Source organism: Streptomyces sp. LaPpAH-108 (genome assembly GCF_000373625.1).
Lineage (GTDB): Bacteria > Actinomycetota > Actinomycetes > Streptomycetales > Streptomycetaceae > Streptomyces.
In genome coordinates this window covers 679,700-705,300 of record NZ_KB891993.1, presented here as the reverse complement: position 1 = coordinate 705,300, position 25,601 = coordinate 679,700, and the positions used below count along the sequence as shown (strand labels likewise).

22 protein-coding genes, 1 tRNA gene and 1 riboswitch are annotated in these 25,601 nt (G+C 74.0%); of the genes, 16 read left to right on the top strand and 7 right to left on the bottom strand.

Going from position 1 to position 25,601, the window contains the following annotated elements; genetic code table 11:
• Window positions 1-86: 86 nt before the first annotated feature.
• The 3 genes from B079_RS0114630 to B079_RS0114620 all read right to left on the bottom strand — a co-directional run bounded on the left by B079_RS0114630 (window position 87) and on the right by B079_RS0114620 (window position 1,456).
• Window positions 87-431 carry a hypothetical protein gene (locus B079_RS0114630; protein WP_018546565.1) on the bottom strand — a complete coding sequence of 115 codons (345 nt, stop codon included), beginning with the start codon at window positions 429-431 and terminating at the stop codon, window positions 87-89.
• Window positions 432-539: 108 nt separating this feature from the next.
• A complete protein-coding gene (locus B079_RS0114625; protein WP_018546564.1) occupies window positions 540-941 on the bottom strand; it encodes a PPOX class F420-dependent oxidoreductase in 402 nt (133 codons plus the stop codon).
• 125 nt (window positions 942-1,066) lie between these two features.
• Window positions 1,067-1,456: a winged helix-turn-helix transcriptional regulator gene (locus B079_RS0114620; RefSeq protein WP_051095103.1), complete on the bottom strand. Its 390-nt coding sequence runs from the start codon at window positions 1,454-1,456 to the stop codon at window positions 1,067-1,069.
• 152 nt (window positions 1,457-1,608) lie between these two features.
• On the opposite strand from B079_RS0114620, the gene B079_RS0114615 reads away from it, so the two are divergent.
• Window positions 1,609-3,003, top strand: a complete 1,395-nt coding sequence (locus B079_RS0114615; protein ID WP_037801612.1) for an MFS transporter — start codon at window positions 1,609-1,611, stop codon at window positions 3,001-3,003.
• Window positions 3,004-3,058: 55 nt separating this feature from the next.
• Here B079_RS0114615 and B079_RS32090 read toward each other — a convergent pair whose 3' ends face one another.
• Entirely contained in the window at window positions 3,059-4,207 is a 1,149-nt protein-coding gene (locus B079_RS32090; RefSeq protein WP_018546561.1) for a tetratricopeptide repeat protein, read from the bottom strand.
• Between the two features lie 47 nt (window positions 4,208-4,254).
• Window positions 4,255-7,689: a CHAT domain-containing tetratricopeptide repeat protein gene (locus B079_RS0114605; protein ID WP_018546560.1), complete on the bottom strand. Its 3,435-nt coding sequence runs from the start codon at window positions 7,687-7,689 to the stop codon at window positions 4,255-4,257.
• Between the two features lie 143 nt (window positions 7,690-7,832).
• Here B079_RS0114605 and B079_RS32085 point away from each other — a divergent pair, with 143 nt between their 5' ends.
• The 8 genes from B079_RS32085 to B079_RS0114565 all read left to right on the top strand — a co-directional run bounded on the left by B079_RS32085 (window position 7,833) and on the right by B079_RS0114565 (window position 15,784).
• Window positions 7,833-8,303: a hypothetical protein gene (locus B079_RS32085; RefSeq protein ID WP_018546559.1), complete on the top strand. Its 471-nt coding sequence runs from the start codon at window positions 7,833-7,835 to the stop codon at window positions 8,301-8,303.
• Entirely contained in the window at window positions 8,300-9,208 is a 909-nt protein-coding gene (locus B079_RS0114595; RefSeq protein ID WP_018546558.1) for a hypothetical protein, read from the top strand. Before B079_RS32085 ends, B079_RS0114595 begins: the two co-directional genes overlap by 4 nt.
• A 62-nt stretch (window positions 9,209-9,270) precedes the next feature.
• A tRNA-OTHER gene (locus B079_RS0114590) sits at window positions 9,271-9,343 on the top strand.
• Window positions 9,344-9,414: 71 nt separating this feature from the next.
• On the top strand, window positions 9,415-10,557 hold the full coding sequence (locus B079_RS0114585; protein WP_018546557.1) for a hypothetical protein: 1,143 nt from the start codon (window positions 9,415-9,417) through the stop codon (window positions 10,555-10,557).
• Window positions 10,554-12,551 (top strand): ankyrin repeat domain-containing protein, encoded by a 1,998-nt coding sequence (locus tag B079_RS32080; RefSeq protein ID WP_158684989.1) that lies wholly within the window; start codon window positions 10,554-10,556, stop codon window positions 12,549-12,551. Before B079_RS0114585 ends, B079_RS32080 begins: the two co-directional genes overlap by 4 nt.
• Entirely contained in the window at window positions 12,548-13,780 is a 1,233-nt protein-coding gene (locus B079_RS0114575) for an AAA family ATPase (RefSeq protein WP_018546556.1), read from the top strand. The genes B079_RS32080 and B079_RS0114575 overlap by 4 nt, the downstream gene beginning before the upstream one ends.
• A 146-nt stretch (window positions 13,781-13,926) precedes the next feature.
• Window positions 13,927-15,102 carry a DUF2201 family putative metallopeptidase gene (locus B079_RS0114570; RefSeq protein WP_026248698.1) on the top strand — a complete coding sequence of 392 codons (1,176 nt, stop codon included), beginning with the start codon at window positions 13,927-13,929 and terminating at the stop codon, window positions 15,100-15,102.
• A 196-nt stretch (window positions 15,103-15,298) separates the two neighbouring features.
• On the top strand, window positions 15,299-15,784 hold the full coding sequence (locus B079_RS0114565) for a phospholipase (protein WP_018546554.1): 486 nt from the start codon (window positions 15,299-15,301) through the stop codon (window positions 15,782-15,784).
• A 73-nt stretch (window positions 15,785-15,857) separates the two neighbouring features.
• Here B079_RS0114565 and B079_RS0114560 read toward each other — a convergent pair whose 3' ends face one another.
• On the bottom strand, window positions 15,858-16,421 hold the full coding sequence (locus B079_RS0114560) for a CGNR zinc finger domain-containing protein (protein WP_051095100.1): 564 nt from the start codon (window positions 16,419-16,421) through the stop codon (window positions 15,858-15,860).
• A 112-nt stretch (window positions 16,422-16,533) separates the two neighbouring features.
• On the opposite strand from B079_RS0114560, the gene B079_RS32075 reads away from it, so the two are divergent.
• From B079_RS32075 to B079_RS0114530, 6 genes are all read left to right on the top strand, one after another.
• Window positions 16,534-17,340, top strand: coding sequence for a metallophosphoesterase (locus tag B079_RS32075; protein WP_018546552.1), 807 nt, complete (start codon window positions 16,534-16,536; stop codon window positions 17,338-17,340).
• Between the two features lie 55 nt (window positions 17,341-17,395).
• A complete protein-coding gene (locus B079_RS0114550) occupies window positions 17,396-17,803 on the top strand; it encodes a DUF3224 domain-containing protein (protein ID WP_018546551.1) in 408 nt (135 codons plus the stop codon).
• A gap of 45 nt (window positions 17,804-17,848) precedes the next feature.
• Entirely contained in the window at window positions 17,849-19,102 is a 1,254-nt protein-coding gene (locus B079_RS0114545) for an MFS transporter (protein ID WP_018546550.1), read from the top strand.
• Between the two features lie 511 nt (window positions 19,103-19,613).
• On the top strand, window positions 19,614-21,734 hold the full coding sequence (locus B079_RS0114540) for a SpoIIE family protein phosphatase (RefSeq protein WP_018546549.1): 2,121 nt from the start codon (window positions 19,614-19,616) through the stop codon (window positions 21,732-21,734).
• A gap of 45 nt (window positions 21,735-21,779) precedes the next feature.
• Window positions 21,780-21,848, top strand: a riboswitch (Fluoride riboswitch).
• A 29-nt stretch (window positions 21,849-21,877) separates the two neighbouring features.
• Window positions 21,878-22,405 (top strand): NUDIX hydrolase, encoded by a 528-nt coding sequence (locus B079_RS0114535; protein ID WP_018546548.1) that lies wholly within the window; start codon window positions 21,878-21,880, stop codon window positions 22,403-22,405.
• A gap of 93 nt (window positions 22,406-22,498) precedes the next feature.
• A complete protein-coding gene (locus B079_RS0114530) occupies window positions 22,499-24,004 on the top strand; it encodes a cryptochrome/photolyase family protein (protein WP_018546547.1) in 1,506 nt (501 codons plus the stop codon).
• Window positions 24,005-24,029: 25 nt separating this feature from the next.
• Here the strand turns inward: B079_RS0114530 and B079_RS0114525 are convergent, their stop codons facing one another.
• The gene (locus B079_RS0114525; protein ID WP_018546546.1) at window positions 24,030-24,602 is read right to left on the bottom strand and encodes a Dps family protein; all 573 of its coding nucleotides are present in this window, start codon (window positions 24,600-24,602) and stop codon (window positions 24,030-24,032) included.
• Between the two features lie 198 nt (window positions 24,603-24,800).
• Here B079_RS0114525 and B079_RS0114520 point away from each other — a divergent pair, with 198 nt between their 5' ends.
• Window positions 24,801-25,511, top strand: coding sequence for a dienelactone hydrolase family protein (locus B079_RS0114520; RefSeq protein ID WP_018546545.1), 711 nt, complete (start codon window positions 24,801-24,803; stop codon window positions 25,509-25,511).
• Window positions 25,512-25,601 lie beyond the last annotated feature (90 nt).

Sequence of the window (25,601 nt, the reverse complement as noted above, 5' to 3'; positions counted from 1 at the left end):
ACCGGGAGGCATCGATCGCCGATCGCTCGATGACCACAACAGGGCGCCCAGTGACGGGAGTTGACCGGGTGGCGGAGACTCGACGGTCACTCGGGGTGCGCCACCGCCGCCTTCTGCAGCCGTACCGCCGTCAGCAGACTCAGCCCCCGCTCCGACTGGCGCAGCGCCTTCAGCGCCGCGATGGAGCCGATGTCCCCGGTGAACCCGGCGGCGGCCAGCCGGTCCCGGAACCAGCGGGCGCACAGCTGGTCGTCGTCGGCGCCCCCGGTGGCCGCGACGATCTCCAACGCCCGCTCCAGACCCGGCCGTTCCTCGGGTCCGGCCTCCGCGAGCGCCTGCCGGAGCGCGGCCGACACCAGGTCCGCGTCCCGGACGACCAGGGCGAACTCACGCTTGCCGGTGAGGTCCTTGAGGTGCTTGATCTCCGTCATACGCATCATGCTGCGCGGCAACAGGGGCGGTGGCCAAGCGACTTGAGCAGACTCTGAGCCGGGCGTCCCGCAGCCTTCGCGCGCCCGGCTGCGGGAGCCCCGGTGGTGTCAGCCGCGCGGGCTGCTGATCCGCTCCGGCTGGATCACGTAGATCACCCGGACCTGGTCGCGGCCCCCGAACCACGGGTACGGCCCGCCGAGGTACTTCTGCGACAGCTTCTCGATGTGGTCGACGGCGCCCTCCTTGGTCACCTTGACGACCCGGCCGCGGATCTGGACGTAGTCGGAGGGGTCCGAAGGGTCGGAGACCGCGACGGCCACCCGGGGGTCGCGCTCGATGTTGCGGGTCTTCTGGTGCGACTCGACGCTGTTGATCAGGACGTACTCGCCGTCGGTGTCCACCCACGTCTGGGTGAGCTGGGGCGAGCCGTCGGGCATCGTGGTCGCGAGGTAGCAGGTGCTGGGGCGGCGCAGCAGCGCCACCAGGTCCTGGCCGAGGGGGACGGGCATGGGGCTTCTCCCGGATCTGTTCGCTGAGGGGGCCACCGTATCCGGGGGCGGTTCCCGCAGTGCCGCAGGGCGGCGCGACGGCAGAAGGGCCGTCGCTCAGGGGCCGTCGCTCCGGCGCCCCTCGCTCAGGGGCGTTCCTCCAGGGCGGCGTCGTACGTGGCCCGCGCGGCGGTGATGTCCGCCCGGTGCCGCTCCGCCCAGCCGACGAGCCCGGCGAGGGTCGCGTGGAGTTCGCGGGCCATGGGCGTGAGGCTGTACTCCACCTTCGGCGGCACGGTGGGGTAGACGGTCCGGACGAGCAGGCCGTCGCGCTCCAGCTTGCGCAGGTTCAGGGTGAGCATCCGCCGGCTGATGCCGGTGATGGCACGCTCCAGCTCGGTGAACCGGACCGGTCCGTGGGCGGCGGCGACGAGAATGCCGATGCTCCACTTGCCCGCGACGTGGTCGAGCACCTCGGTGAGCGGGCACGCCTCGTTGCTGACCTGGTCGGACACATCGGTGTGACTGCGTGACACGAAAGTGCCTCCTTCCGCCGCGCGTCATGGTTACAGACGATGACCGCTGTAACAAGTCGTGCACCATGGAAGGAACCCACATGTGGCGAACCCACACATCCGCACGCACATCACGGTGGTCGGCGCTGGCCGTGCTCTGCGCCGGGCAGCTGATGGTCATCCTCGACGGGACCGTGGTGAACGTGGCGCTGCCCGCCCTCCAGCGGGACCTCGGCCTCTCCTCGTCCGGCCTGGCCTGGGTGCTCAACGCCTACCTGGTCCCCTTCGGCGGTCTGCTCCTGCTCGCCGGGCGCCTCGGCGACCTCGTCGGACGCAAGCGCGTCTTCGTCACGGGCCTGGGCGTCTTCACGGCCGCCTCGCTGCTGTGCGGGGTGTCCCAGGACCCGGGGGCGCTGCTCGCCGCCCGGTTCGTCCAGGGCATCGGCGGCGCGGTGACCTCCGCCGTCACGCTCGGCATGGTCGTCACCCTGTTCCCCCGGCCGAGGGAGCGGGCCAGGGCGATCGGCGTCTACAGCTTCGTCCAGTCCGCCGGTGGCTCGCTGGGCCTCCTCGCCGGGGGCGCCCTGACCCAGACCGTCGGCTGGCACTGGATCTTCATCGTCAACGTCCCGATCGGCATCGTGGCCGCGCTGGCGGCCGGACGTGTGCTCGCGTCCGAGCCCGGCGTCGGCCTCGGCAGGGGGACCGATGCCGCGGGCGCGCTCCTGGTCACCTCCGCGCTGATGCTCGGCGTCTACACCATCGTCGGAACGACCGGCCACGGCTGGACCTCCGCCCACACGCTGGGCTTCGGCGCCGCCGCACTCGCCCTGCTCCTGGCCTTCGTCGCCCGCCAGGCGAAGGCGCCCCACCCGCTCCTGCCGCTGCGCGTGTTCCGCTCACGCGAGGTCTCGGGAGCGCTGGGCATCCAGGCCCTCATGGTGGCCGGGATGTTCAGCTTCCAGTTCCTCTGCGTGCTCTATCTGCAGAAGGTGCTCGGCTTCGACGAACTGCGCACCGGCCTCGGCATCTTCCCGGTCTCCGTCTCGATCGGCGCGCTGTCCCTCGGCCTCTCGCCCCGGCTGATCGCCCGCTTCGGCCCCCGCGCCGTCCTCCTTCCCGGACTCGCGCTCATCGCCGCGGGTCTCGCCGCGCTCGGCCGCGTACCGGCGGGCGGGAGCTACGCCGTGGACGTGCTCCCCGCACTGCTGCCCCTCGGCATCGGCTTCGGCCTCGCGATGCCGTCCCTGGCCACGCTCGCGATGTCGGCGGCCACGCCCCAGGACTCCGGGATCGCCTCCGGCATGTTCAACACCATGCAGCAGATCGGCAGCGCCTTCGGCCTCGCGGTCCTCAGCACTCTCGCCACCGCGCACACGGACGCCCTGCTGGACGGCGGAGCGAGCAACATCTCGGCGCTCACGGGCGGTTACCAGCTCGCCTTCCGTATCGGCGCCGCTCTCGTCGCCGTCGCCCTCCTCCTCGCCGCGACCCTGCCGCGATCCCGTGCGACGGCTCGGCCCACGGAGGCGGAAGCGGAGCCGGTCGCGGAGAACGTCACCGGCTGACCGGGTGCCGCCACCGTCCGAAGCCCCCGCAGCAGAGCGTTCAACCGGCTTTGCGTCACGTCGAGTTGTCACGAAGCCACGCCAGGCGTTCGGCGGCCGTCCGGGTCAGGGGGTGGCCGGGGCCGTAGACGCGGGTGTAGTCGGCGTGGCAGCGGCGCAGCAGGGCGGCGGCCTCGGTGTGCTCGCCCGCGTCGATCAGGACGTTGGCCAGGTTGTCACGGGCCTGGACGGTGGAGGGGTGGCCGTCTCCTTTCCTCCGGGTGACCTCGGACAGCACCTCGCGGAGGATCACGGCCGCCTCCCCGTACCGCTCCCTGGCGTGCAGCACGGCCGCGAGATTGTTCCGGGTGGACTGCGCCTCCGGATCCGCAGGGCCATTGACCCGCTGCTGGGCGGCGAGGACGGTACGCATCACCGCCTCGGCCTCGTCGAGCCGTTCAAGGCGGCACAGCGCGGCCCCCAGGTTGGCCTGGGCGGAGAGGCCGGTCTCCCCGTCCCGCTCGCCGCGCCGCTCCAACGTGGCCAGGAGCGCGCGCAGTTCGGTCTCCGCCTCGGCCCAGTGACCGCACTTGATCAGCGAGGCCGCGTACTGTCCGGTGTCGTACAGCACCTTGGGATGCTCGGGTCCGAGCTGCCGCTTGCGGCGTTCCAGCACGTCCCGGCGGAGCCCCACCGCCTCGGGTTCGCGCCGCAGTTGTTCCAGCGCCCGCGCCAGACCGCTCGCGCTCTCCAGGGTGTCCGGGTGGTCACGGCCCAGCAGTTCGGCCCGGCTGGTCCACACGCTGCGCCAGACCTCCTCGGCCTTGCCGGGATCGCCCATGGTGTGCAGCAGTTCGGCGATGTCGGCGGCGGTCGTGAGGGTGTCCTCGTGCCCGAAGCCGAGCATCTGCGTCTGGAGGCGCACCAGGTCCATGAGCCGTTCGAGGGCTTCCTCGCGGCGTCCGTCCGTGCCCGCCAGTGCGCGGGCGTAGTCCCGGAACGCCAGCAAGGTGTCGGGGTGTTCGGGGCCGAGCCGTTCGTAGGCGGCGTTCGCCTTCATGCCGTAGAACTCGTGCGGCGGGATGCCGACGCGGACGATCTCCTCCTCCGTGCCGTCGTCGTGCAGGCGCGTCATCACCAGATCGGCCGCCCGGGGCTGGTCCGGTTCGGCGGAAACTGTCGGTGGTGGTTCGTCGTCGCGCTTCCTGCGCCACAAGGGGGCCATGTCGCGACCAACTCCTTCTCGTCGGCTTCCTCTTCAGGTTCTTCCGGTCAGGCCCCCGAGTGCACATGGGCCGCCCACAGGCTCGGGCTGTTCCGGAAGGCGGTACGGCACTGCCGTACGGCGTGATGCAGCGCGAGCGCGGCCCGGTCCGTGTCCAGGGCGAGGGACGCGGCCGGTACGCCGGTCCGCAACTGGCGGTAGAGACTCCTGGTCACACGGACCGCCACCGCGTCGTGCACGGGCCACAACGTGCCGATCGTGTGCGGGTATCCGGCGATCTGGAAGGCCGAGGTGATGTGGATCGCCTCGTCCGCCAGCAGATCGGAACCCCGCGCCGTGTCGCACGCCGACAGCACCGCGAGCCGGGCGTTCGGCAGTTCGAGACGTGAGAGATGACGGACCGTCAGGGGGTGCTCCTGGTGATCATGGACCAGCAGCCGGGCCCGCGACGGATTCTCCGGGTCGCTCACCCCGTGACAGGCGAAGTGCACATAGGGGTGGGCGGGCAGGACCCCCAGCACGTTGCCGCGCGTCGCGCGCGGGCCCGCGAGCACGCCAGGGACCGGGAACAGGGCGCGCAACTCCCGCACCTCACGGCGGACACCGCCGAGCGGCCGGGTGCCGGGCGCGTCGGGGACGACCACCGCGAGCAGGCCCCCCGGCGGAGAGGGCGTCGCCGCCCGGGCGCGGGCGTAGGCCAGGGCGCGGACGGTCGGCGTGTAGGACGAGACGACGAGGTCGAGCACGGCCCGCGGCCGGGAGCCCGTCCGTGGCCGGGGTGCGGTCGGTGCCAGGGGATCGGTCCGCGCCTGGAGATCGGGCAACTCCTCGTGGTGGCCCGCCGCGTGCAGGGGGAGCGCGGCGAGCGCACCGCCCGGTGACCACCACAGTCGTGGCCAGGCGCCGTCGGCGGGCGGGTCGAGCAGCCCGAGCCTGCCGAGGACCGGCTCGGCGGCACGGTCCCACGTCCAGGCCAGCACCTCCCCGACCGCGTCCTGGGCCGCCCGCTCCCGCCCGGGCACGGTGGCGGCGTCCAACGCGGCTCGCAGTCGCGTCACTTGCTCTTCCAGTGCCTCGGGGGTCACCCCGGTCAGCGGAACCGGCGTCACCCCGTCCGGCCGTACGACCAGGGCGTCGCTCCCGTAGACGCTGGAGTACATCACCACGACGGGGCCGTCCTCGGCGCACGCCAGCACCTCGGCGTACGTCGGCGCACCGAGGAAGCCCTCGAAGCCGGGCAACGTGCGGATCTCGGTGACCAGTTGCTCCCAGCGGCCCGCGAGGGTGTGCCGGAGATCCGCGATGCCCGCCGGGTCGGAGCCGTCGGGGCCGCCGGAGGTGTCGGCGGCCGTGTCGGAATCGGTCAGCTCGATGAGCTGACGCAGATGGGCGAACCGCTCGGCGGTGAGCGGATGTTCGGCGCGCAGCCGCTCCCACTCGGCCCGCTCCGCGATCGCCTGGCCGAGCAGCACCCCGCGCCCCTGCTCAAGCAGCAGGACGGCGTGGTCGAGCCTGCCGAGCCGCACGGCACAGGCGGCGGCGTCGGCGGCGAGCCCCTGCACACTCAGCAGCCCGTGTTCCTGATCGTCGCGCGCGAGCCGCCGGGTGATGCTGAACGGCAGGAGAGCGAGGGCGAGTTCGAACCCTTCCAGCGCCTCCTCCCACCGGCCCCCGTCGGCCGCCGCCGCACCCCAGTCGCAGGCGGCCAGGACGCGCCGGGCGGCGGGCAGCGCCTCGATCCGGGCCACCTGCCGGTAGGCGTCCTCGGCCGCGCGCAGGACGGCGGGGTCCTCGGACGCGAGGTGCAGGGTGCGCAACCCCGAGGCGTACGACTGAAGATACTCGGCGGCGTGCGCCGTGCCGGTGGCGGAGGCCCACACCGCCCGGCCGAGCGTGGACACCGCCCGGGCCACAAGCGCCGGGTCTTCATACAGCCGGGCCGCGCTGAGCAGGGTGAGGCCCAGGTTGTGCAGATGACTCGCGTGCTCCGGGCTGCCGTACGCCGTGCCCTCCACCGCGAGGTCCAGCGCCTCGGCGGACTCGTCCAGATCGGCCGGGTCGCCGTCGCTGAGGAACCGCTTGTGCAGGGCGTTGCCGAGGTGGTTGAGATGCTTGGCGCGCTCGGGGGAACCTTCCGGGGTCAGGGCGAGGACCTGCCGGGCCGTTTCGACGGCCTCCAGGGCGGTGCCGGGGTCCGCCGTACGGTCGTACCAGGTCTGGAGGACGACCCCGAGGTTCGCCAGCTGCTGGGCGGACTGATGCGGGAAGTGAGGGAAACTCGGGGCGAGCCGGGCCAGTTCGGCCGCTTCGCGCAGGGCCGCGAGATCGCCGGTCTGGTGGAAGCGCTCGCGCAGGGCGACGGCCAGGTTGGTCAAGCGGCCGAAGTGGTCCGGGAGTTCTGGAGATCGTCCCGCGACGGCCGTGCGCAGGATCTCCACCGACTGGTCCAACAGCGCCGCGTCGCCCGTGCGTTCACCCAGCCGGTGCAGGGCGTTGCCGAGGCTGTTCAGCCGCTGCGGGCGTAACGGGTCGTCCGGGGCGGTGCTCTCGACCGCCTCACGCAGCAGGGCCACCGACTCGTCCAACAGTGCGGTGTCCTCGGTGTGTTCGGACGCGAGGCGCAGGGCGACGCCGAGTTCGGCCAGGGCGCGCGCGTGCGCGGGACGACCCCGGGGAACGGCGGCGAGGGCGGCCCGGCCCGCCGTGATCATCGCCTCGATGTCGGCGGCGTCGCCGGTGAGTTCGGCCAGGGCGAAGGAGGCCGTGGCGAGATGGAGCAGGGCCGTCGTGCGCCGGGGAGAGTCGGCGGACATTCCCGCGAGGACCGTGTGCAGCAGCCCTACGGCCTCGTGCGCGACGGCGGGGGAACGGTGGAACTTCAGGGCGAGTTGGAGCGTGGACGCCAGGTTGGTGCGCAGGGCCTCGATGTCCCGCGCGTTCTCGGGAGCGTCGCCCAGCAGGCTCAGCGCATGACGCTGCGACCGCTCCGCCTCGGCCAGATCGGCCGTGCTGCCGGTCGTCCTGGCGCGTTCGAGCAGCAGGGAGGAGAGGGTGTCGAGGGTCGCGGAGGGCTGGTTCGTGCCGTCCTCGGGCATCGCGGCGGCGCGTCGCAAGACCTCGATCGCGGCCTCCATGTCGGCTTGGTCCCGGTCGAGTTCGAAACGGTCCGCGAGCATGCGGCCCAGCAGCCGCAGGTCCTGTTCGCGCACGGTCCGGCGCACCACCAGCCGGTGGCCCAGCTCGATCGACTCGTCCAGGTCACGCCGGTCGCGGAAGGCGTTCCAGCGCAGCACCAGGGTGAGCCGCAGGGTCGACTCCCACGTGGTGCGCACGTGTTCGGCCGCAGGACCGGTGCTCAGCACCGCCCGGCAGATCCCGACGCCGCTGTCCAGCGGACGGCGGTCGCCGGTGCGCTGGAAGTGTCCGACCAGTGCGACGACTTGATCGAGGGAGTCGCTGTCCGGTTCATCGACGTCTGCCATCGGCCGCCCCCGTGCGGTTCGCTGTGGGCCCTCGACCGTGGCACGCGGCGGGAACTCCGAAGCCCGATTTTACCCAGGAAGCCCCGCTGTCACGCTCGGTGTGGTGAGCTTGCGACGACCGGCTGATCCATGGAGGTACGGCGATGGGCGGACTCGGTGACGGCGCGGCCGGGGGAGCGGGCGTGCCCGGCGACGGCACCGGTGGGGGAGCGGACGGCTTCGGGCACGAGCGGCTGGCGGCCCTGTGCGACCAGCTGACCACCTCCCCGGGGACGGACGACCTCGATCCACCGGTACGTCTCCTGATGGAGCACATCACCTCGGAGGTGCGCGGCGGCCGTCCGCCCGGGGAACTGGAAGAAGACTTCGACGAGTTGGAGGATCTGCTCCTCGCCTCCGGGCTCAGCGCCGGGCTCGGCTCCTACCGCACCGACGGCCCGCCCCCGTACCAGCGCTTCCCCGCCACCGGACCCGGTCATCCCCCGCTCCATTTCCTCACCTGCCCGCGTGGCCGCTGCGCCCGCGTCGAGGCACCGCCCTCCGAGGGCGAAGGGCGCCCGGCCTGCCGGATCTTCGGCGAGGCCCTGCGGGAGACCGGGCTGCGCCGCCCGTGAACGCGTTCCTCGGCGCGCTGAGCGGCAAGATGGCCGAACGCTGGCTCGCCCTGCTGGCGATCCCCGGACTGGTGTACCTGGTGGCACTCGCCACGGCGGTCACCCTGGGGCAGCGCCACTGGTACGACACCGGTCGGCTGCGGGCCCGCCTGGACTCCCTGGCGGAGGCTCCCGGGGCCCACAGCCCGGGCGCCCTCGCGGTCGCGGCGGTCGCCGTACTGGCCGGGGCCGCGCTGACCGGCACGGCGGCGCAGGCGCTCGGCGCCCTGATCGAGCGGGTCTGGCTCATGGCGCCCAGGGGCCCGCTGACCCGTCGGCTGACCGCGCGCCGACTGCGCCGCTGGCGCACCGCCGACGCCGACTACCGCGCGGCGCTGGTCGCCGCCGGACGCGCCCGGCTGAGCGGCCGGGACGACGCCGACTCCCTGACCGACGAGGCGGAAGCGCGCTATGCCGAGCGCAACCGGATCGCCCTGATCCGGCCCCGGCACCCGTTCTGGACGGGGGACCGGGTCGCGGCCCCCGACCAGCGCGTCTGGCGTGCCTACCGCCTGGACCTCTCGACGGCCTGGCCCCACCTGTGGCTCCTCGCGCCCGACAGCACCCGCACGGAACTCAGCACCGCGCGGGGCGCCTTGAGCGCGGCGGCCCGGCTGAGCGCCTGGGGCGTGGCCTACCTCCTGCTGGCGGTCTGGTGGTGGCCCGCCGCGTTCGTCGGCGTGGCGACCGTTCTGACGGGCCTGTCCCGGGGCCGCACCGCCGCCGCGTCCTTCGCGGAACTCGCCGAGGCGCTGGCCGACTTGCACGGCAGGGACCTGGCGACGGCGGTCGGGGTGGAGTGCGAGGGGCGGCTCACGGCGGAGGCGGGCGACAGCGTGACGCGGCTGCTGAGCAAGCCGGATTGAGGCGTGATTCACTCGAACCAGTGATCGAAAATCTGTTCCCGCGCGGCTAAGGTCATTCACGCAAGGCCGTAGCGCAGAGGTCGTCGCGCCCACGCATCAAGCAGGAGGACGTCGGTTCGAATCCGACCGGTCTTGCACCTCCTCTTCTCATGTCGACCGCGAGTCGACACGGACCGCCGGGCCCCGGCGAAGGACCGGTGAGTGTGATGACCCAGCCGACAACGCCCGTACGCTGCCCGGCGATCGAGCACCCCGACCTGCCCCTCGCCGACCCCGCAGCGCTCGGCCCCCTCCTCGAACGCCTCGCGGACCCGCGCCCCGTGAGCGCCGACGAGACGTTCCCGCTCGGCACCCTGCGCGCCGACGGCCGCCTGGACCTGTGCAAACAGGGCCTCGGGCCCGACGGCGCCGCCCGGCTGCTGCCCGTGGCCGCCGCCTCCCCGCACGCCGCCCATCTGCTCCTCGGCACCAACGCCCTCGGCGACGAAGGCGCCCGCTCGGTCGCCACCGCCCTGAGCGACACCGCCGCCCACGGCGTGCACACCCTCTACCTCGGCTGCAACCGCATCGGCCCGGACGGCCTGACCGCCCTCGCCGGAGCCCTCGCCGCCGACACCGCCCCGCGCGCCCTCTGGCTCAAGCGCAACCCCGTCATGCCGGACGGCGCCCGCACCCTCGCGGCCCTGCTGCGCCGCAACACCACGCTGCGCACGCTCGACCTGGTCAACTCCGGCATCGGCGCCGCAGGCGTACGCCTCCTCGCGGACGCCCTCCTGGACCGCCCGGCCCCGCTGGAACGGCTCTTCCTCGGCGGCAACGGCCTGACCGCCGCCGAGGCCCCGCTCCTCGCGGCCCTCGTCCGGGACGCGGGCGTGCGCGAGCTGTACCTCACGGCCAACCACCTCGGCGACGAGGGCACCGCCGTCCTCGCCCGCGCGGCCGACCCCGCCCGCCCCCTGCGCCTCGGCCTCGGCGGCAACGGCATCGGACCCGAGGGCGCCCGCGCCCTCGCCGACGCCCTCGGCGGCATCGAACACCTCGACCTCGGACGCGCCCTGTCCGAACGCAGCCTCGGCGCCCCGGGCAACGCGACCGGCGACGACGGCGCCCGGGCCCTCGCCGACGCCCTGCCCGGCAGCCCGCTGCGCCGCCTCGAACTGCGCCACACCGGTATCACCGGGCGGGGCGCCAAGACCCTGCTCGCCGCCCTGCCCGACGGGCACCGCCTGGAGTACATCGGCCTCGGCCCCGGCCTGCCCCGCCGGGTCAAGCGCTCCTTCGCCGAGCGGATGCGCCCGGCCCGGCCGACCCACCCGGACCTGCGCGCGATCGGCAGCGTGTACCGATGAGCCCGCGCCCGCTGCCGCCCGGCGCCCTCTCACGCGAGGAGACCTCCACCTGGGCCCGCGTCCGCCGCTACGCCGTACCCCGCTGGATGATCGAGCGCGCCACCGAGGCCCGGCTCGCCGGTGACTGGCGCGCCGCCTGCGACGCGGCGGCCGTGGACATCACCCCCGGCGCCGACCCGGAGCGCGCGGCCGAGACCTACGGCGCGGACGTGGCCGCACGCCTCGCGGACGACCTGCGCCACTTCGCCCCCGACCTGCTGCGCTGGCACCTGCCCCGCCCCCTCGGCGGCCACACCGGTCCCGCCCCCGCCCGACGCGTCGCCCTCGCCGCCTACGGCACCGGACCCGTCCTCTCCGTCACCACCTCCCCGATGCTGAGGGGCCCGCAGCGGCTCCGCCTCCACCTCGGCCCCGCCGCCGCGCCCGGTCGCGACCAGCTCCACGGCCTGAGGTACGGCACCGAGGACTGGACCGCCGCCCGCCGCTTCTGGGACGCCCGCCACACCGGCGAACTGCGGTACAGCGCGGGCGGCTTCGGCTCCGGCCGACTGCCCTTCCTCCACCCGGACGGCACCCCGCTCACCCCGGAGGAACTGCCCACCGAGGACCCCGGCCCCGCCGACCCGGCCGCCCGCGCCGAGTGGGTCGCCGTGCTCCAGTCCCGGGGCGAGTACGCCGAGGCGTACACCCTGTCCGGCCTCGATCTCGACCTCACGGCCCCGCCGCTCGGCACGCGCTCCTACCGGCAGCTCGACGTGGCCGCGCTGGCCCACCAGGACGGGCTCGACCTCACCAGGATCGTCCCCGAGATCCGGCTGCTGGAGCGAGCCGGACACGGTACGAGCTTCCTCGTCCCCGTGCGCTGGCGCGGCCAGCTCCGCGTCGACGTCGTCCCGGCGGCCCCGGACGGCACCCCCGCCCGGGTCACCGGCCGCGAGCACAACGACAAGGACAGCACGCCCTTCCTGCCCGGCTACGCGTGGCAACGGCTGCCCGACATCGCCCTGTTGCGCGCGGGACTGATCCGCCCCGAGGCGCTGCACCCGCTCGTCGCCGCCGCCCTGCTGCCGCAGGCGGGCCCCGCCACGGGCCCGGACGGACCGCCCGAACCCGTCCCGGTCCGCGTCCGCTGCCGGGGCGAGTGGCACCAGGTCGTCTCCCGCGACGGCAGACTCGCCGTACCGCACACCGAGCAGGAGCAGCGGCGCGAGATCGCCCTGCGCGCCTTCGGCGGCGCCGTCTCCGGCTGCTTCGCCACCCAGCACACCTGGACCAGCGGCGAGGGCCGCCTGCCGCGCGCCCTGCGGGCCCAGCAGCGCGACCTGTTCGAGCGCGCCCAGCACGGGGACGCGCCCGGCGTGCTCGCCCTGCTCGACGCCGGTGTGGACCCGCACGTCCGGGACGCCGCCGGGCTGACCCTGCTGCACGTCCTGCATCTGCTGGACCACCGTGAGCTGCTGCCGCGTCTGCTGGCGGCCGGTCTCGACCTGGAGGCACGGAGCAAGACGGGGCGCACCCCGCTTCAGAACGCCGTCGAACACCGCGGCTCGGCCGACCTGGTCCAGGACCTCCTCGACGCGGGCGCCCGGATCGACGGGGTCAACGACAGGGGGCTGTCCCTCGCCCAGGTCATCCGCTCCTACGAGCGGCACGACCTCATGTTCCTGCGCCGCCGCGTGCTGAAGGAGCACCCGGGCATCGGTGATGAGTGGTACGACGCGTACCTGAGCGAGCGGGACGAGGAACCGGACTGGGACGAGGACCCTCCCTTCGACTGGGACGACGACTCGGACGGCGGTGAGCCGGAACCGGGCGAGGACCCCGATCCGCCCACCGAGAACGACTGGCCGACCGAAGAGCCCGACGCCGACGGGGAGTTCGCGCCGGACCCCGCCGCGGAGCCCGTCTCCGCCACGGAGCCCGACCACTCCGACGACCCCTGGGCGCCCGGCGAAGGCCGCCCCGCCACCCAGCACGAGGACGACCGGGCATGACCACCTCCGCCGCCACCTCGGCTACTACCTCCCCGTCCGCCCCCGCCGCGCCTCCCGGCCCCCTCGCCGCCGCCGACGCCCTCAACGCCCGGCTCGGCGTCACCCGGCGCGAGTCCGCCGCGAACCCCCAGCTGGAGGCGCTCGCCCTGGCGGTGACGGCCAACCAGCCGGTGCTGCTGTGGGGCGAGCCGGGCATCGGCAAGTCCGCCGGGATGGAGCAGCTGGCCGCCGCGCTCGGGGTGCGGCTCGAGACGGTCATCGCCAGCGTCCACGAGCCCTCCGACTTCGCCGGGCTCCCCGTGGTCGGCGACGACCCCGCCACCACCGGTGTCCCCATGGCCCCGCCCGACTGGGCCGTCCGACTGGCCCGCACCGGGCACGGACTGCTCTTCTTCGACGAACTCTCCTCCGCCCCGCCCGCCGTGCAGGCCGCCCTGCTGCGCGTCGTCCTCGAACGCCGGGTCGGCAGCCTCGCCCTGCCTCCCTCGGTGCGTATCGTCGCCGCCGCCAACCCGCCCGCCAGCGCGGCCGACGGCTGGCATCTCAGCCCGCCGCTCGCCAACCGCTTCGTCCACCTCGACTGGACGCACGACCCGCGCACCGTGGCCCGGGGCATGGCCGGTACGTGGCCCGAGACCGCGCTCCCGGCCGTCGACCCCGCCCGTGCGTCCGGTGCCGCCGCCCGGGCGCGGGGCGCGATATCCGGCTTCCTGACCGCCCGCCCCGGCCTGGTCCACCACATGCCCAAGGAGGCCGAGGGCCGGGGCCGCGCCTGGCCGTCGCCGCGCACCTGGGAGATGGCGCTGCGTCTGCTCGCCGCCGGATACGCCTCCGGTGCCCGGGCGGAGGCGCGGGCCGCCGCGCTGATGGGCGCCGTCGGCGAGGCGGCGGGCATCGAACTCCTCTCCTATCTGGAGAACCTGGACCTGCCCGACCCCGACCGTGTACTGGCCGACCCGGCCGCCTTCGCCCTGCCCGAACGCGGCGACCGCCAGCTGGCGTTCCTCATCGCCGTGGTCGCCGCCGTGCAGAGCGAGCCCACCCGCCCCCGCTGGGAGGCGGGCTGGGAGGTGCTGGCCAAGGCCGTCGACGCGGGCGTACCCGACGTGGCCGCGCGGGCCGCCGGTGACCTCGCCGCGATGCGCGAGCCCGACTGGCCCGTCCCGCCCGGCATCGACGCCTTCCTGGAACTGCTCCAGCTCGCCGGCGCCCTGCCCGGCACGCACTGACCGGCCGCCCCGTGCCAGCCACCCGCGAACCGGCCGAGCGACCGGACCGCGAGCGACCGGACCGTGAGTCGCTGGGCCACGAGGCGCCGAGCCATGAACGGCCGCACGGCGAGTCGCCCCACCGCGAACCGTCGGACGACCCACCGCTGGACCGCGCCAAGCTCCTCGCCGCGCGCTACAAGGCGGCCGAGGCACGCCCCTATCTGGCCTCCGCCCTGTACGCGCTCACGGTGGTCGCCTCCGAGCAGGTGTCCACCATGGCGGTCGACCGGCACTGGCGGTGCTACGTCGCCCCGGCCTTCGTCGCGGGCACCGCCGTCGACGAACTCGCCGGGGTGTGGGTGCACGAGGTCGCGCACCTGCTGCGCGACCACCACGGCCGGGCCGCACGGCTTCCGGCGGCCGACCAGGGCGACCCGCTGCGGGTCAACATCGCGCAGGACTGCGAGATCAACGACGACCTGCTCGCCGACGGACTGCGCCTGCCCGCGGGCCGCGTGGAGCCCGCCCTGTTCGGCCTCCCGTCCGGGGGGCTCTTCGAGGGCTATCTGCCCGGAATCCCGGCGACCCCGCGACACCATCTCGACTGCGGTTCCGGCGCACACGGTGTCCCGTCGTCCTGGGAGCTGGGGGAGCGGGGCGGTACGGCCCGGGTCGGGCCGGTGGAGGCGGAGGCGCTGCGCCGTCAGGCCGCGCAGGCCGTCCGTGCGCACCAGCGCTCCCGGGGCACCGTCCCGGCGGGCTGGCGGCGCTGGGCGGAACAGGTCCTCGAACCCACCGTCGACTGGCGCAAGGCGCTGAGCGGCGCGGTCCGCGAGGCCGCGGCCTGGGCGGGCGGCGCGGTCGACTACACCTACCGCCGCCCGTCCCGCCGCACCCCGGCCCTGGGCGGCCGGATCGTGCTCCCCAGCCTGCGCAGACCGCTGCCGCGCGTGGCGATCGTCGTCGACACCTCCGGCTCCATGGGCGAGGACGCCCTCGCCGCGGCCCTCGCCGAAGTGTCGGGCGTCCTGCGGGAAGTGGGCGTCGGCGGCAACCGGGTGACCGTCCTCGCGTGCGACGCCGACGTGCGCGCCGTCTCCCGGGTGACCACCGTCGACCAGGTCGAACTGGCCGGTGGGGGCGGGACGGACATGGGCGTCGGCATCAGCAGGGCGCTCGCCGCCCCGGAGCGGCCGAACATCGTCGTCGTGCTGACCGACGGCTTGACACCCTGGCCGCCGGAACCCGTGTCCTGCCGTCTGATCGCGGCCCTCATCGGGCCGTCCGCGCCGCAGCCGCCGCCGTGGGTGGAGACGGTACGGGTCACGACGGCGGACTGAGCGCGGTCGGCCCGATATGAACCCCAGTCAACTCGCGTAGATTTGCCGAACTTTGCGGAACTTGAAGATGCCGCGCGGTCGAATTCTCGCCCTTTATTTTTTGACATGGACTGTTCATGGCGGCGCTCCTGGGCCAAGCTGAGCCCGCCTCGCGAACCCCGCGAGCACTCACGGGCCCCACACACCGGAGGTCTCCATGCGTCGTCGTCATGCCGCTCCCCTCGTCGTCGCCGCTCTCGCGCTGCCCGCGGTCCTCATCCCCGCCGCCACCGCATCGGCAGCCCCCGCCGACAAGATGCAGGTGCTCAGCTCCTGGACGCAGACCAGCGCGGCCAGTTACAACGCCTGGTACGCCGCTCGCTCGAACCAGGGGCAGTGGGCGGCCTACGGGTTCGACTGGTCCACGGACTACTGCAGTTCCTCGCCGGACAACCCCTTCGGCTTCCCGTTCCAGACGTCCTGTGCCCGCCACGATTTCGGCTACCGCAACTACAAAGCCGCCGGCGCCTTCGACGCCAACAAGTCCCGTCTCGACTCCGCCTTCTACGAAGACCTCAAGCGCGTGTGCAACAACTACTCCGGCGCCACCAAGACCAGCTGCAACGCGACCGCCTGGACCTACTACCAGGCGGTCAGCATCTTCGGTCTGAAGGGCGCCGACAAGGCGGCGGTGAGCAAGTAGCCGTACTCCCCGCGCAGTTGACGGCAGGGTCGGTCTCCCTGGACCGGCCCTGCCGTTGCCGTCCCCGGCGCGCCTACCGGTTCCTGGCGTAATGCCGCGCCGCACGTGCCCTGTTGGCGCACGAGGTCTTGCAGTACGTCTGCCTGCCGTGGTCCTGGACGAAGTAGCGCACGCAGTAGGGTGCGGGGCAGGCGCGCAGCCGCTCCCGCTGGGGACCGGCCAGGAACTCCACCGCCGAGCGGGCCAGTTGAGCGGGCAGGTCGGCGGGGTCGGCCGCCGTGAGCCGCACAAGCGGTGCCGCGCCGGGGTCCGGCCAGTCCAGACGTACCGTCACATTCCCCCGTTCCGTGTAGGAGTTGAGCAGGTCGAGGGCCTGCGCCCGGGAAAGACCCGGATCGGCGCGGGAGTCCTCGCGGCCGGTGGCGTATGCGAACAGTGTGCGGACCGCCCGTCGTATGTCGATCACCTCGTCCCGGAGTTCTTCGGGAGTGCCGGGCGGAGCCCAGGCGAGGAACCCCGCGACGGTGGCGAGGTCGTCGGTCACCCCGCCGTGGCCGTCATGGTGGACGGTGCCCGTCAGATGGAGGGGTGAGGGTGCCGCAGTGGTGGTCCCTGGTTGCGTGCTGCGGGTTTCCATGAGTCCTCCTAACGGTTATGGTCCACTTTACCGTGAGAACGAGACGAGAGGTGGCGGCATGGCCCAGGAAGTGACAGCGGACAACTCGCGTACAGAGCACCAGGGTTCACGTGTGACCCTCGCCCACGTCAGTGACCTCCATCTCGACGGCGGCGCCCGCGCCGAGGAGCGTGCCGTCCGGGTGCTCGACCGGCTGCGGTCCATGCCGGGGCCGTTCGACGCGCTGCTGGTCACCGGGGACATCGCGGACCACGGCACCGAGCCCGAATACGAGGCCGCCGCAAGGCTGTTGGCGGACTTCCCGGCCCCCGTGCTGTGTCTGCCCGGCAACCACGACGTGCGCGGCCCCTACCGCAAGGTCCTCCTCGGCGAGCCCGCCTCCGACACGCCGGTCAACCGGCTCCACCGGGTCGGACCCCTCGCCGTCCTCATGCTCGACGTGACCGTCCCGGGCCGTGACGAGGGCCACCTGGCCGGCGAGACGGCGGCCTGGGTACGCACCACGATCCGCGACGCGCTGCCCCCGGGCACACCGGTCGCCCTCGCCCTGCATCAGCCGCCCGTCGCACTCGGGCGCGGCCTGGTCGACTCCATCATGCTCGACAACGCCGACGAGTTCGCCGCGCTGATCTCCGAACACCCCGGGATCGTCGCGGTGTTCGGCGGCCACACGCACTCCGCCACCGTGACGACCTTCGCGGACCGCCCGCTCGCCCTCGGCCCCGGTGTGACCTCCACGCTCCGGCTCGATTGGGAGACCGGGACCGACGAGTGGGGCGAGGTGATCGACCGGACGGCTCCGCCCGGGTACGCCGTGCACGTCCTGGAACTGCAGGCCGAGTCCCCCGACGACCCGGTCGGCCTCGTGGCGCCCGCCGCCGGAACACGGCTGACCACGCACTTCCGCACCTGCGGCTGACGGGGCGTCCGTGCGGCCGGGCCGGATTGTCAGACCCCGGGGATACGGTCGGCCCATGAGAGCTGACGGCACGTTCACCGTGAAAGCGTTCGTCCCGACCGAGGTGACACCCGACCCGGCCGTCCCCACCGGCCTCCCGGTGGGGGTCGCGCGCATGGAGAAGCACTTCGAGGGCGAGATCACCGGGCGCGCGGCGACCCTGTTCACCGCCGCGTTCGACCAGACGACCGGGGTCGGCACCTATGTGGCGATGGAGTCCTTCGAGGGCTCGCTGCACGGGCACGAGGGCGCGTTCAACTTCGCGCACTCGGCGACCACCACGGGCAGTGACCGCGCCGCGCGGTTCTTCGTCATCGTCCCGTCGAGCGGTACCGGCGATCTCACCGGCATCTCCGGCACCGGCGGCCTGGAGATCGAGACCGACGGCACCCACCGGATCTGGTTCGACTACGCACTCGACTGAGCCCCGGCATCCCGACGAGCGAGCCACCGACCGAGAGGACCGCACGTGCGCTTCATCCGGATCGTCCCGCCCGGCGGGCCCGCGCGCACCCTCGCGCTGGCCCAGCTGACGAACTCGGTCGGCGACGGCGCGTACTACGTCTGCTCGGTCCTCTACTTCAGCCGGATCGTCGGCCTCAGCCCCACCCGGATCGGCCTCGCGCTCACGCTCGGCTGGGCGCTCGGCGCCGTCGCCGGGGTGCCGCTCGGCCACCTGGCGGACCGGCGGGGTCCGCGCGGGATCGCCATCCTCATGTCCGTGGCGACGGGCCTGGCCGTGGGGTCGTTCCTCTTCGTCCGCTCGTATCCGGCGTTCCTGGTGGCCGTCTGCGCGTACACCTGCTGCCAGTGCGGGCTCGGCGCGGCACGCCAGGCCCTGCTGGCCGGGCTGGTCGAACCCGCCCGGCGGACCGAGACCCGGGCGTATCTCCAGTCGACCGTCAACGCCGGGCTGGCCCTCGGCGCCGCGCTGGGCGGCATCGCGCTGCGGCTCGACACGGAGGCGTCGTATCTGACGGCGCTGGCGGCGGACGGGGCGAGCTTCCTGGTGGCGGCGCTGGTGCTGGCGCGGCTGCGGCCCCCGACCGGGGTGGCGGCGCCCGCGAGATCGGGCGGCCCGAGCCTCACGGTCCTCCGCGACCGGCCGTACGCCCTCGTCTCCCTCCTCAACATGATCATGCTGCTCTACATGCCGCTGCTCAGCGTGGTGCTGCCGCTGTGGATCGTGGAGCGCACCGAGGCGCCGAGCTGGACGGTCTCGGCGCTGCTGGTCGTCAACACGGTGGGCGTGGTCCTCTTCCAGGTCCGCATGGCCGCCCGCGTCAGGGACCTGCCCTCCGCGTCCCGCGCGATACGGCACGCCGGGCTCGTCCTCCTCGCCGCCTGCGCCTGCTTCGCCCTGTCGGCCTCCGGCACCACGGCCTGGACCGCCGCGCTGCTGCTCCTCGCCGCCGCCTGCGTCCAGGTCCTCGGCGAGATGCTGCTCGGCTCCGGCTCCTGGGAAATCGGCTTCGCCCTCGCCCCCGCCGACAAACAAGGCCAGTACCAGGGCTTTTACGGCGCCGGAACCGCTGTGGCCCGCCTCATCGGCCCCCTCCTCCTGACCACCCTCATCCTCTCCGGCGGCACCCTCGGCTGGCTCCTCCTGGGAGCGCTGTTCCTCGCGGCGGGCCTGGCGATGGGCCCAGCCGTGCGGTGGGCCTCCGGCCGGGGCGCGGCCGGGGCGGTGCCTGTGGCGGCGGAAACGGGGGCGGAGGCGTGAGTGCTGCCCGGATGCGCCTGCGGCGCGCTTTGCGGGAAGCGGCGGGGTCGTCGGCAGGCGCTCTTGTCGACCCGGCTCCAGCGGCGGTGCTGATCGAACACACCCGTCGGCACGGCTTCCGCCTCCGCGCGGTTCCTTTCCGGCCCTTGGTCGCTCCTCCCTGCCGCAGACTCACCCAGTGCTACGGCACCGCCGCCCCGCCTCGTTCGCCGCGCGGCGGCGCACCTGGGCCCGGCGCCTCCCCGCACCGGAGCCGCACCGGAGCGCTCCCGCCCACTCCGTCGCACGACAGCACCCCCGCCTACAAGCACCCCCGCTTACGCCACCCCAGCCCCGCCCCGCACCGCCGCGTCCCTCGCACGACAGCACCCCCGCTTACGCCACCCCCGCTTACGCCCGCGCGGCAGCGCCCCCGCACTGCCGCGTCCCTCGCGGCATAGTGGTATCAACTGACGCAAAAGGCGCGGCCCGGGCGGTGGTCATGCCGGTCGGGCGACGGGAGGCGGCGGGTATGGGTGGCAAGGACCTCTGGAGCCACGGGGCCGGACCGGCCGGGTGCCGGGACGCCGGGGCGCCCGGGGGCCTGCTGGATCTGCTGCACGCCTCGGCCGTGGTGGTCGACGGGCAGGGCCGTATCGTCCTGTGGAGCCCCGAGGCGGAGGAGCTTTTCGGGTACGCCGCCGAGGAGGCGCTCGGCGCGTCCGTGGACGAGCTGCTGGCCGCGCCGGAGGACGTGGAGCACGCGCACGAGCGGTTCGGGCGGATCCACGCCGGGGAGAGTTTCGCGGGTGTCTTCCCGGCCCGGTGCAAGGACGGTTCCACCCGGCTGGTGGAGTACCGCAAGGGCCGCCTGCACGACCCCGACGGCCGGGTGCTGGGCCTGGCGCTCGCCGCCGACGAAGGCACCGTACGGCGCGTGGAGGGGGATCTCGCGCTGTCCGAGCTGCTGATCGACCAGTCCCCGGTCGGGCTCGCGGTGTTCGACACCGATCTGCGCTGGATGCGGATCAACCGCGCCCTGACGACCGCCAACGGGGTCACCGAGCACGAGGTGCGCGGGCGGCGCCTGGAGGACACGCTCCCCGAGCTGGACACCACCGCGATCGAGTCCGCGATGCGCCAGGTGCTGCGCACCGGTGAGCCGATCCTGGACCAGCGCACGGTGGGCCGTACCCCGCTCGACCCGGACCACGACCACGCCTGGTCGGAGTCGTACTACCGCATCGAGGACCAGCGCGGCCACCCGCTCGGCGTCGCGGTGTCCGTCGTGGACGTCACCGAACGGCATCTGGCCGCCACCGAGATCGCGGCGGCCCACCGGCACCTCGCCACCCTCACCGAGGCCAGCTCCGGCATCGGCAGCACCCTGGACCTCCAGCAGACCGTGCGGGAGCTGGCCGCCGCCGTCGTACCCCGGTTCGCCGACCTGGCCACCGTCGACGTACTGGACTCCGTCGTGATCGGGCAGCGGTCCCTGGTCCCGTACTCGGGCGGCGACCACGGCGGGTTCCGCACGCTGGCGGTCGCCGCCGCCCGCCCCGACGGCAGCGACGGCACCGCCGAGCTGCCGGACGGCCTCACCGGCTCCGGCTCGTCCCCGCTGCTGTGCCGCAGCGTCCGCGAGGCCGCCCCCGTGCTGATGCCCCGCGTGGACGACGGCGCGCTGCGCGAGATCGCCCGGGACGAGCAGGCCGCCGAGGCGCTGCGCGGCGCCGGGGTCCGCAGCGTCCTGGCCGCGCCCCTGCTGGCCCGGGGCTCCGTGCTCGGCGTGCTCACGCTGTACCGCACCGCCGACACCCGCCCCTTCGACAGCCGCGACCTCCAGATCGTCTGCGAACTCGTCGGCCGCGCCGCCGTCAGCGTGGACAACGCCCTGCTCTACGGCCGCGAGCGCGAGACCGCGCTCACCCTCCAGCACAGCCTGCTGCCCCAGCAGCCCCCCGACCAGCCCGACGGCCTGGAGATCGCCGTCGGCTACCGGCCCGCCGGGAGCGGCACCGAGGTCGGCGGCGACTGGTACGACGTGCTGGCGCTCAACGACGGCCGGGTCGCCCTGGTCGTCGGCGACGTGATGGGCAGCGGCATACGCGCCGCCGCGATCATGGGCCAGCTGCGCACCACCACCCGCGCCCTGGCCCGTCTCGACCTGCCGCCCGCCGAACTGCTCGGCCATCTCGACGAGACCGCCGCGGAGCTGAGCGAGTCCTTCGCCACCTGCGTCTACGCCGTCTGCGACCCCAAGCGCGGCACCTGCGTCCTGTCCAGCGCCGGACATCTGCCGCCCGTCCTCGTCCAGTCCGGTCAGGGCGCCCGGCTCCTCACCCTGCCCCCCGCGGCCCCGCTCGGCGTGGGCGGCGTACCGTTCGGCACGCTGGAGACCAAACTGCCCGAGGGCTCCCTGCTGGCCCTGTACACCGACGGCCTCGTGGAGTCCCGGCACGACGCCATCGACGTCGGCATCGAGGCCCTGAGCCGCGCACTGGAACGGGCCACCGGGTCCACCGGTGGCCCTGCCGCCACCGGCTCCCTCCAGGACATCTGCGACATGCTCCTGGACACGCTCGACCAGTCCTCCGGCGACGACACGGCCCTCCTCCTCGCCCGCCTCGGACCGCCCGGGGGAGCGGAGTAGGGCGCAGCGTTTGCCGGTGCCGACGACCGGTTCGACAATGGACGCAGCACTCGCGGCGATGAGGCTCGCCGTAACCGCGGACGCGAACGCGCCGCCGATGGCCTCTGCCGGCAGACCCGCACGTTATTCGCGAGGAGGTCGGCATGACGATGCCGGACGACATGATGCTCCGCTGCTCCACCATCCTCTTCCGAGGCCAGTGCGTGCTGCTCGTCCACCGCACCGCCCAGGGCCTGGACGACTGGGTGCTGCCCGGCGGCACCCCCCGGATGGGCGAGAGCATGGCCGCCTGCGCCCGCCGCGAGATGCGCGAGGAGACCGGCCTCGCCGTGGAACCCACCCGGGTCGCCTTCGTCCTGGAGGCCGTCGACCCCGACAACCGGCAGCGCACCGTCGACCTGGTCTTCGCCGCCGACGGCTCGGCCCAGGGCCAGCACCCCGTGGCCCGCGAGTCGGGGATGACACCCGAGTTCGTGCCCTTCGCCCGCCTGCGCTCCCTCGATCTCAAGCCGCCCCTGGCCGGACACCTGCCCGGCTTCTACCACCACGGCGCCCGCCGGTACGCCCCCTACCTCGGCAACCTCTGGCGCCCGAACGACACCGCCTCCCGCATCAGACGCGCCACCACCTTCTTCCGCCGCACCCCGCGCCCCGCACCTGAACTGGACTGACGGCACCTGCGCGGGCTGACGACACCCCGCTGGACCGACGGCACCCGGGGAACCGGCCGCCCCGAGAGACGACGCCGGAGACGAGGCCCGCGCATGACCGACCCGCACTGGCTCTTCGGCGACCAGCTCGGCCCCCACTTCCTCACCCCCGGCGACGACGGCCCCGCCCGCGACGCGCCCGTCGTCATGATCGAGGCCCGCTCGGTCTTCCGGCGCCGCCGCTTCCACCGCGCCAAGGCCCACCTGATCCTCTCCGCGATGCGCCACCGCGCCGCGGAACTGGGCGACCGCGTCCACTACGTCCGCGCCGAGACCTACCGCGAGGGCCTGCGCGAAGCCGTGGGCGACGCCCCCGTGACCGTCCACCACCCCACCTCACGCGCCGCCCTGCGCCTGGTCCGCTCCCTGGACCGGGTCCGCGTGCTGCCCACCCCCGCCTTCCTGCTGCCGCACGACGCCTTCCGCGTCTGGGCGGACGGGCGCGACGGACGACGGCTGCGCCAGGAGGACTTCTACCGCTGGGTCCGCCGCGAACTCGGCCTCCTCATGGACGGCGACACCCCGGCAGGCGGCCGGTGGAACCACGACCACGCCAACCGCGAACCCCCGCCCAAGGGCGCCCGCACCCTCGGCGCCCCCGCCCCCTACCGCCCCCGCGAGGACGACATCGACGCCGAGGTCCGCGCCGACCTCGACCGCTGGGAACAGCACGACGGCATCCGCTTCGTGGGCCGCGACGGCCCCCGCCGCTTCCCCGCCTCCCGCCGCGAGGCCCGCGCCGCGCTGCGCCGCTTCACCGAGCACCGGCTCGCCGGATTCGGCCCGCACGAGGACGCCATGCTCGCCGCCGACCCCGTCATGAGCCACAGCCTGCTCTCGTCCTCCCTCAACCTCGGCCTGCTCGACCCCGCCGAGACCGTCGCCGCCGCCGAGGACGCCTGGCGCTCCGGGCACGCGCCCGTGCACAGCGCCGAGGGCTTCGTACGGCAGATCGCGGGCTGGCGCGAGTACGTCTGGCACCTCTACTGGTACTTCGGCGAGGACTACCGCCACCGCAACGCCCTGCGCCACCACGCCCCGCTGCCCGACTGGTTCACCGGCCTCGATGCCGACGCCGTCACCGCCCGCTGTCTGGCCACCGCCCTCGCCCAGGTCCGCGACACCGGCTGGACCCACCACATCCCGCGCCTGATGCTGCTCGGCAGCCACGCCCTCCAGCGGGGCTGGGAACCGGAAGCGGTGACCGACTGGTTCCACCGCTGCTTCGTCGACGGCTACGACTGGGTGATGCTGCCCAACGTCGTCGGCATGTCCCAGTACGCCGACGGCGGCCGGACGACCACCAAGCCCTACACCTCCGCGGGCGCCTACATCCACCGCATGAGCGACCTGTGCGACGGCTGCGCCTACCGTCCCGGCGACCGCACCGGCGCGCGGGCCTGCCCCTTCACCACCGGCTACTGGTCCTTCGTCCACCGCCACCGCGCCGTCCTCGCGGGCAACCCGCGCACCACGCGCGCCGTCCAGGGCCTGGACCGGCTCCGCGACCTGGACGAGGTGCTGCGCACCGAGCGGGAGCGCGGCGCCGGACCCCCGTGACGCCGCGCCCCCGCTCCCGCCCGCCTCAGCTGAGCGCGGCCCCCTTGGCCGCCGCCTCCTCCTCGGTGTGCGCGCCGCCGGTCGCGAGCGTGCCGCCCGCGCTCTCCAGATGCGCCCGCACGAACCACTGGAACTGTTCCAGGTCCCGCAGCTGCTCGATCAGCAGATCCTCCGTGGCGGGGTCGATCTCACCCGCCTCCTTGATCGCGGCCCGTACGCCCTCGATCACCCCGGTGTAGACGAGGTCCAGGGCACCCAGATGGGCGATGGCGTCGCCCCGGCCGATCGAGTAGTCGTCCCAGGTGCGTTCCTCCACCAGCGCGCCCGGCGTCCCCTGCGCCACGCCGCCCAGCGCCGCGATGCGCTCCGCCACGTCGTCGGCCATCTCGCGCACCCGGTCCACCTGCGGGTCGATCATCTCGTGCACGGCGACGAAGTGCGGCCCGACGACGTTCCAGTGCACGTGCTTCAGCGTCAGATGCAGATCGTTGAGCGCGTGCAGCCGCAGCCGCAGCAGCCCGATCAGCCGACCCGCCGCCTCGCGCTCGATACCGGGGACGGTGTACTTGGGGGTCAGATCCTTGATCTCCTTCGTCATGGTTCCACCTCGGGTCTCTCGCGGGCGTGCGTTCCTTGCCCGATGACGGGTGCCCCGGTCCGGCGCGCTCAGACCTGCCGGGTCGCCGACCGGCCGCTTCCCGGCCCATGGGATTGTCAGACCCGGGCCAAGCCGCGCGGCGACCGGCTACGGATTCCCCACGACGGACGGCGATCACGACGGCGAGGAGCACGCCGGATGACGACGGACCGGACGGCGACGGACCGCCGTGGGACGCGAAGCGCCCTGCTCGTACGGCACGCACCCGAGACCGTACGGGCCGCCGTCCTCACCGCGCACGGCGGCCGGGCCGAGGACCACACCCTCTCCCGTCCCTGGCACCTCGCCGCCCTGCGCATGCGCCCCCTGCTGCGCGCGGTCGGCACCGGACTGCCCCCGGACCACGTCCTGCTGGGCGAGATCCGCTACCAGCACCGGGGCTGGAACGACGGCGCCGCCGCCGACGACGTCCACCGCGCCCTCGCCGAACTGGCCGCCCGCTACGGCCCCGTCCCCGTCGTCCTCGTCGGCCACTCGATGGGCGGCCGGGCCGCGCTGCGCATGGCGGGTCATCCCGCCGTACGCGGCGTTCTCGCCCTCGCCCCCTGGCTGCCGCCCGGCGAACCCACCGCCCACCTGGACGGCGCCCGGCTGCTTGTCCTCCACGGCGACGCCGACCACGTCACGGACGCGGCGGACTCCACCCGCTTCGTCGAGCGGGCCCGCGCCGAGGGAGCCCGCGCCGGGATGGTCGTCCTCGCGGACGCCGACCACGCCATGCTCCGCCGCCTGCCCACCTGGCACGCGCTCGCCACCGAGGCCGTCACGGACCTGCTGCGCGCCCGGCCCGCTCCCGGGGGCCTGGTCGCCCGGACCACCCTGTCCGACGCCCCGGCCGTACACCTGTAGATCCACAGGCAGACACACACGTCTAGATCCATGCATATCGGGACGCATCCGAACCCGACGTACGACGTGAAACAGATCCATGGAAGGCGG

Bases quoted from the DNA above. Each gene is read 5' to 3' on its own strand.
- B079_RS0114630 (WP_018546565.1), bottom strand. From the start codon at position 431: ATGACGGAGATCAAGCACCTCAAGGACCTCACCGGCAAGCGTGAGTTC.
- B079_RS0114625 (WP_018546564.1), bottom strand. From the start codon at position 941: ATGCCCGTCCCCCTCGGCCAGGACCTGGTGGCGCTGCTGCGCCGCCCC.
- B079_RS0114615 (WP_037801612.1), top strand. From the start codon at position 1,609: ATGGTCATCCTCGACGGGACCGTGGTGAACGTGGCGCTGCCCGCCCTC.
- B079_RS32090 (WP_018546561.1), bottom strand. From the start codon at position 4,207: ATGGCCCCCTTGTGGCGCAGGAAGCGCGACGACGAACCACCACCGACA.
- B079_RS0114605 (WP_018546560.1), bottom strand. From the start codon at position 7,689: ATGGCAGACGTCGATGAACCGGACAGCGACTCCCTCGATCAAGTCGTC.
- B079_RS32085 (WP_018546559.1), top strand. From the start codon at position 7,833: ATGGGCGGACTCGGTGACGGCGCGGCCGGGGGAGCGGGCGTGCCCGGC.
- B079_RS0114585 (WP_018546557.1), top strand. From the start codon at position 9,415: ATGACCCAGCCGACAACGCCCGTACGCTGCCCGGCGATCGAGCACCCC.
- B079_RS32080 (WP_158684989.1), top strand. From the start codon at position 10,554: ATGAGCCCGCGCCCGCTGCCGCCCGGCGCCCTCTCACGCGAGGAGACC.
- B079_RS0114575 (WP_018546556.1), top strand. From the start codon at position 12,548: ATGACCACCTCCGCCGCCACCTCGGCTACTACCTCCCCGTCCGCCCCC.
- B079_RS0114565 (WP_018546554.1), top strand. From the start codon at position 15,299: ATGCGTCGTCGTCATGCCGCTCCCCTCGTCGTCGCCGCTCTCGCGCTG.
- B079_RS0114560 (WP_051095100.1), bottom strand. From the start codon at position 16,421: ATGGAAACCCGCAGCACGCAACCAGGGACCACCACTGCGGCACCCTCA.
- B079_RS0114550 (WP_018546551.1), top strand. From the start codon at position 17,396: ATGAGAGCTGACGGCACGTTCACCGTGAAAGCGTTCGTCCCGACCGAG.
- B079_RS0114540 (WP_018546549.1), top strand. From the start codon at position 19,614: ATGGGTGGCAAGGACCTCTGGAGCCACGGGGCCGGACCGGCCGGGTGC.
- B079_RS0114535 (WP_018546548.1), top strand. From the start codon at position 21,878: ATGACGATGCCGGACGACATGATGCTCCGCTGCTCCACCATCCTCTTC.
- B079_RS0114530 (WP_018546547.1), top strand. From the start codon at position 22,499: ATGACCGACCCGCACTGGCTCTTCGGCGACCAGCTCGGCCCCCACTTC.
- B079_RS0114525 (WP_018546546.1), bottom strand. From the start codon at position 24,602: ATGACGAAGGAGATCAAGGATCTGACCCCCAAGTACACCGTCCCCGGT.
- B079_RS0114520 (WP_018546545.1), top strand. From the start codon at position 24,801: ATGACGACGGACCGGACGGCGACGGACCGCCGTGGGACGCGAAGCGCC.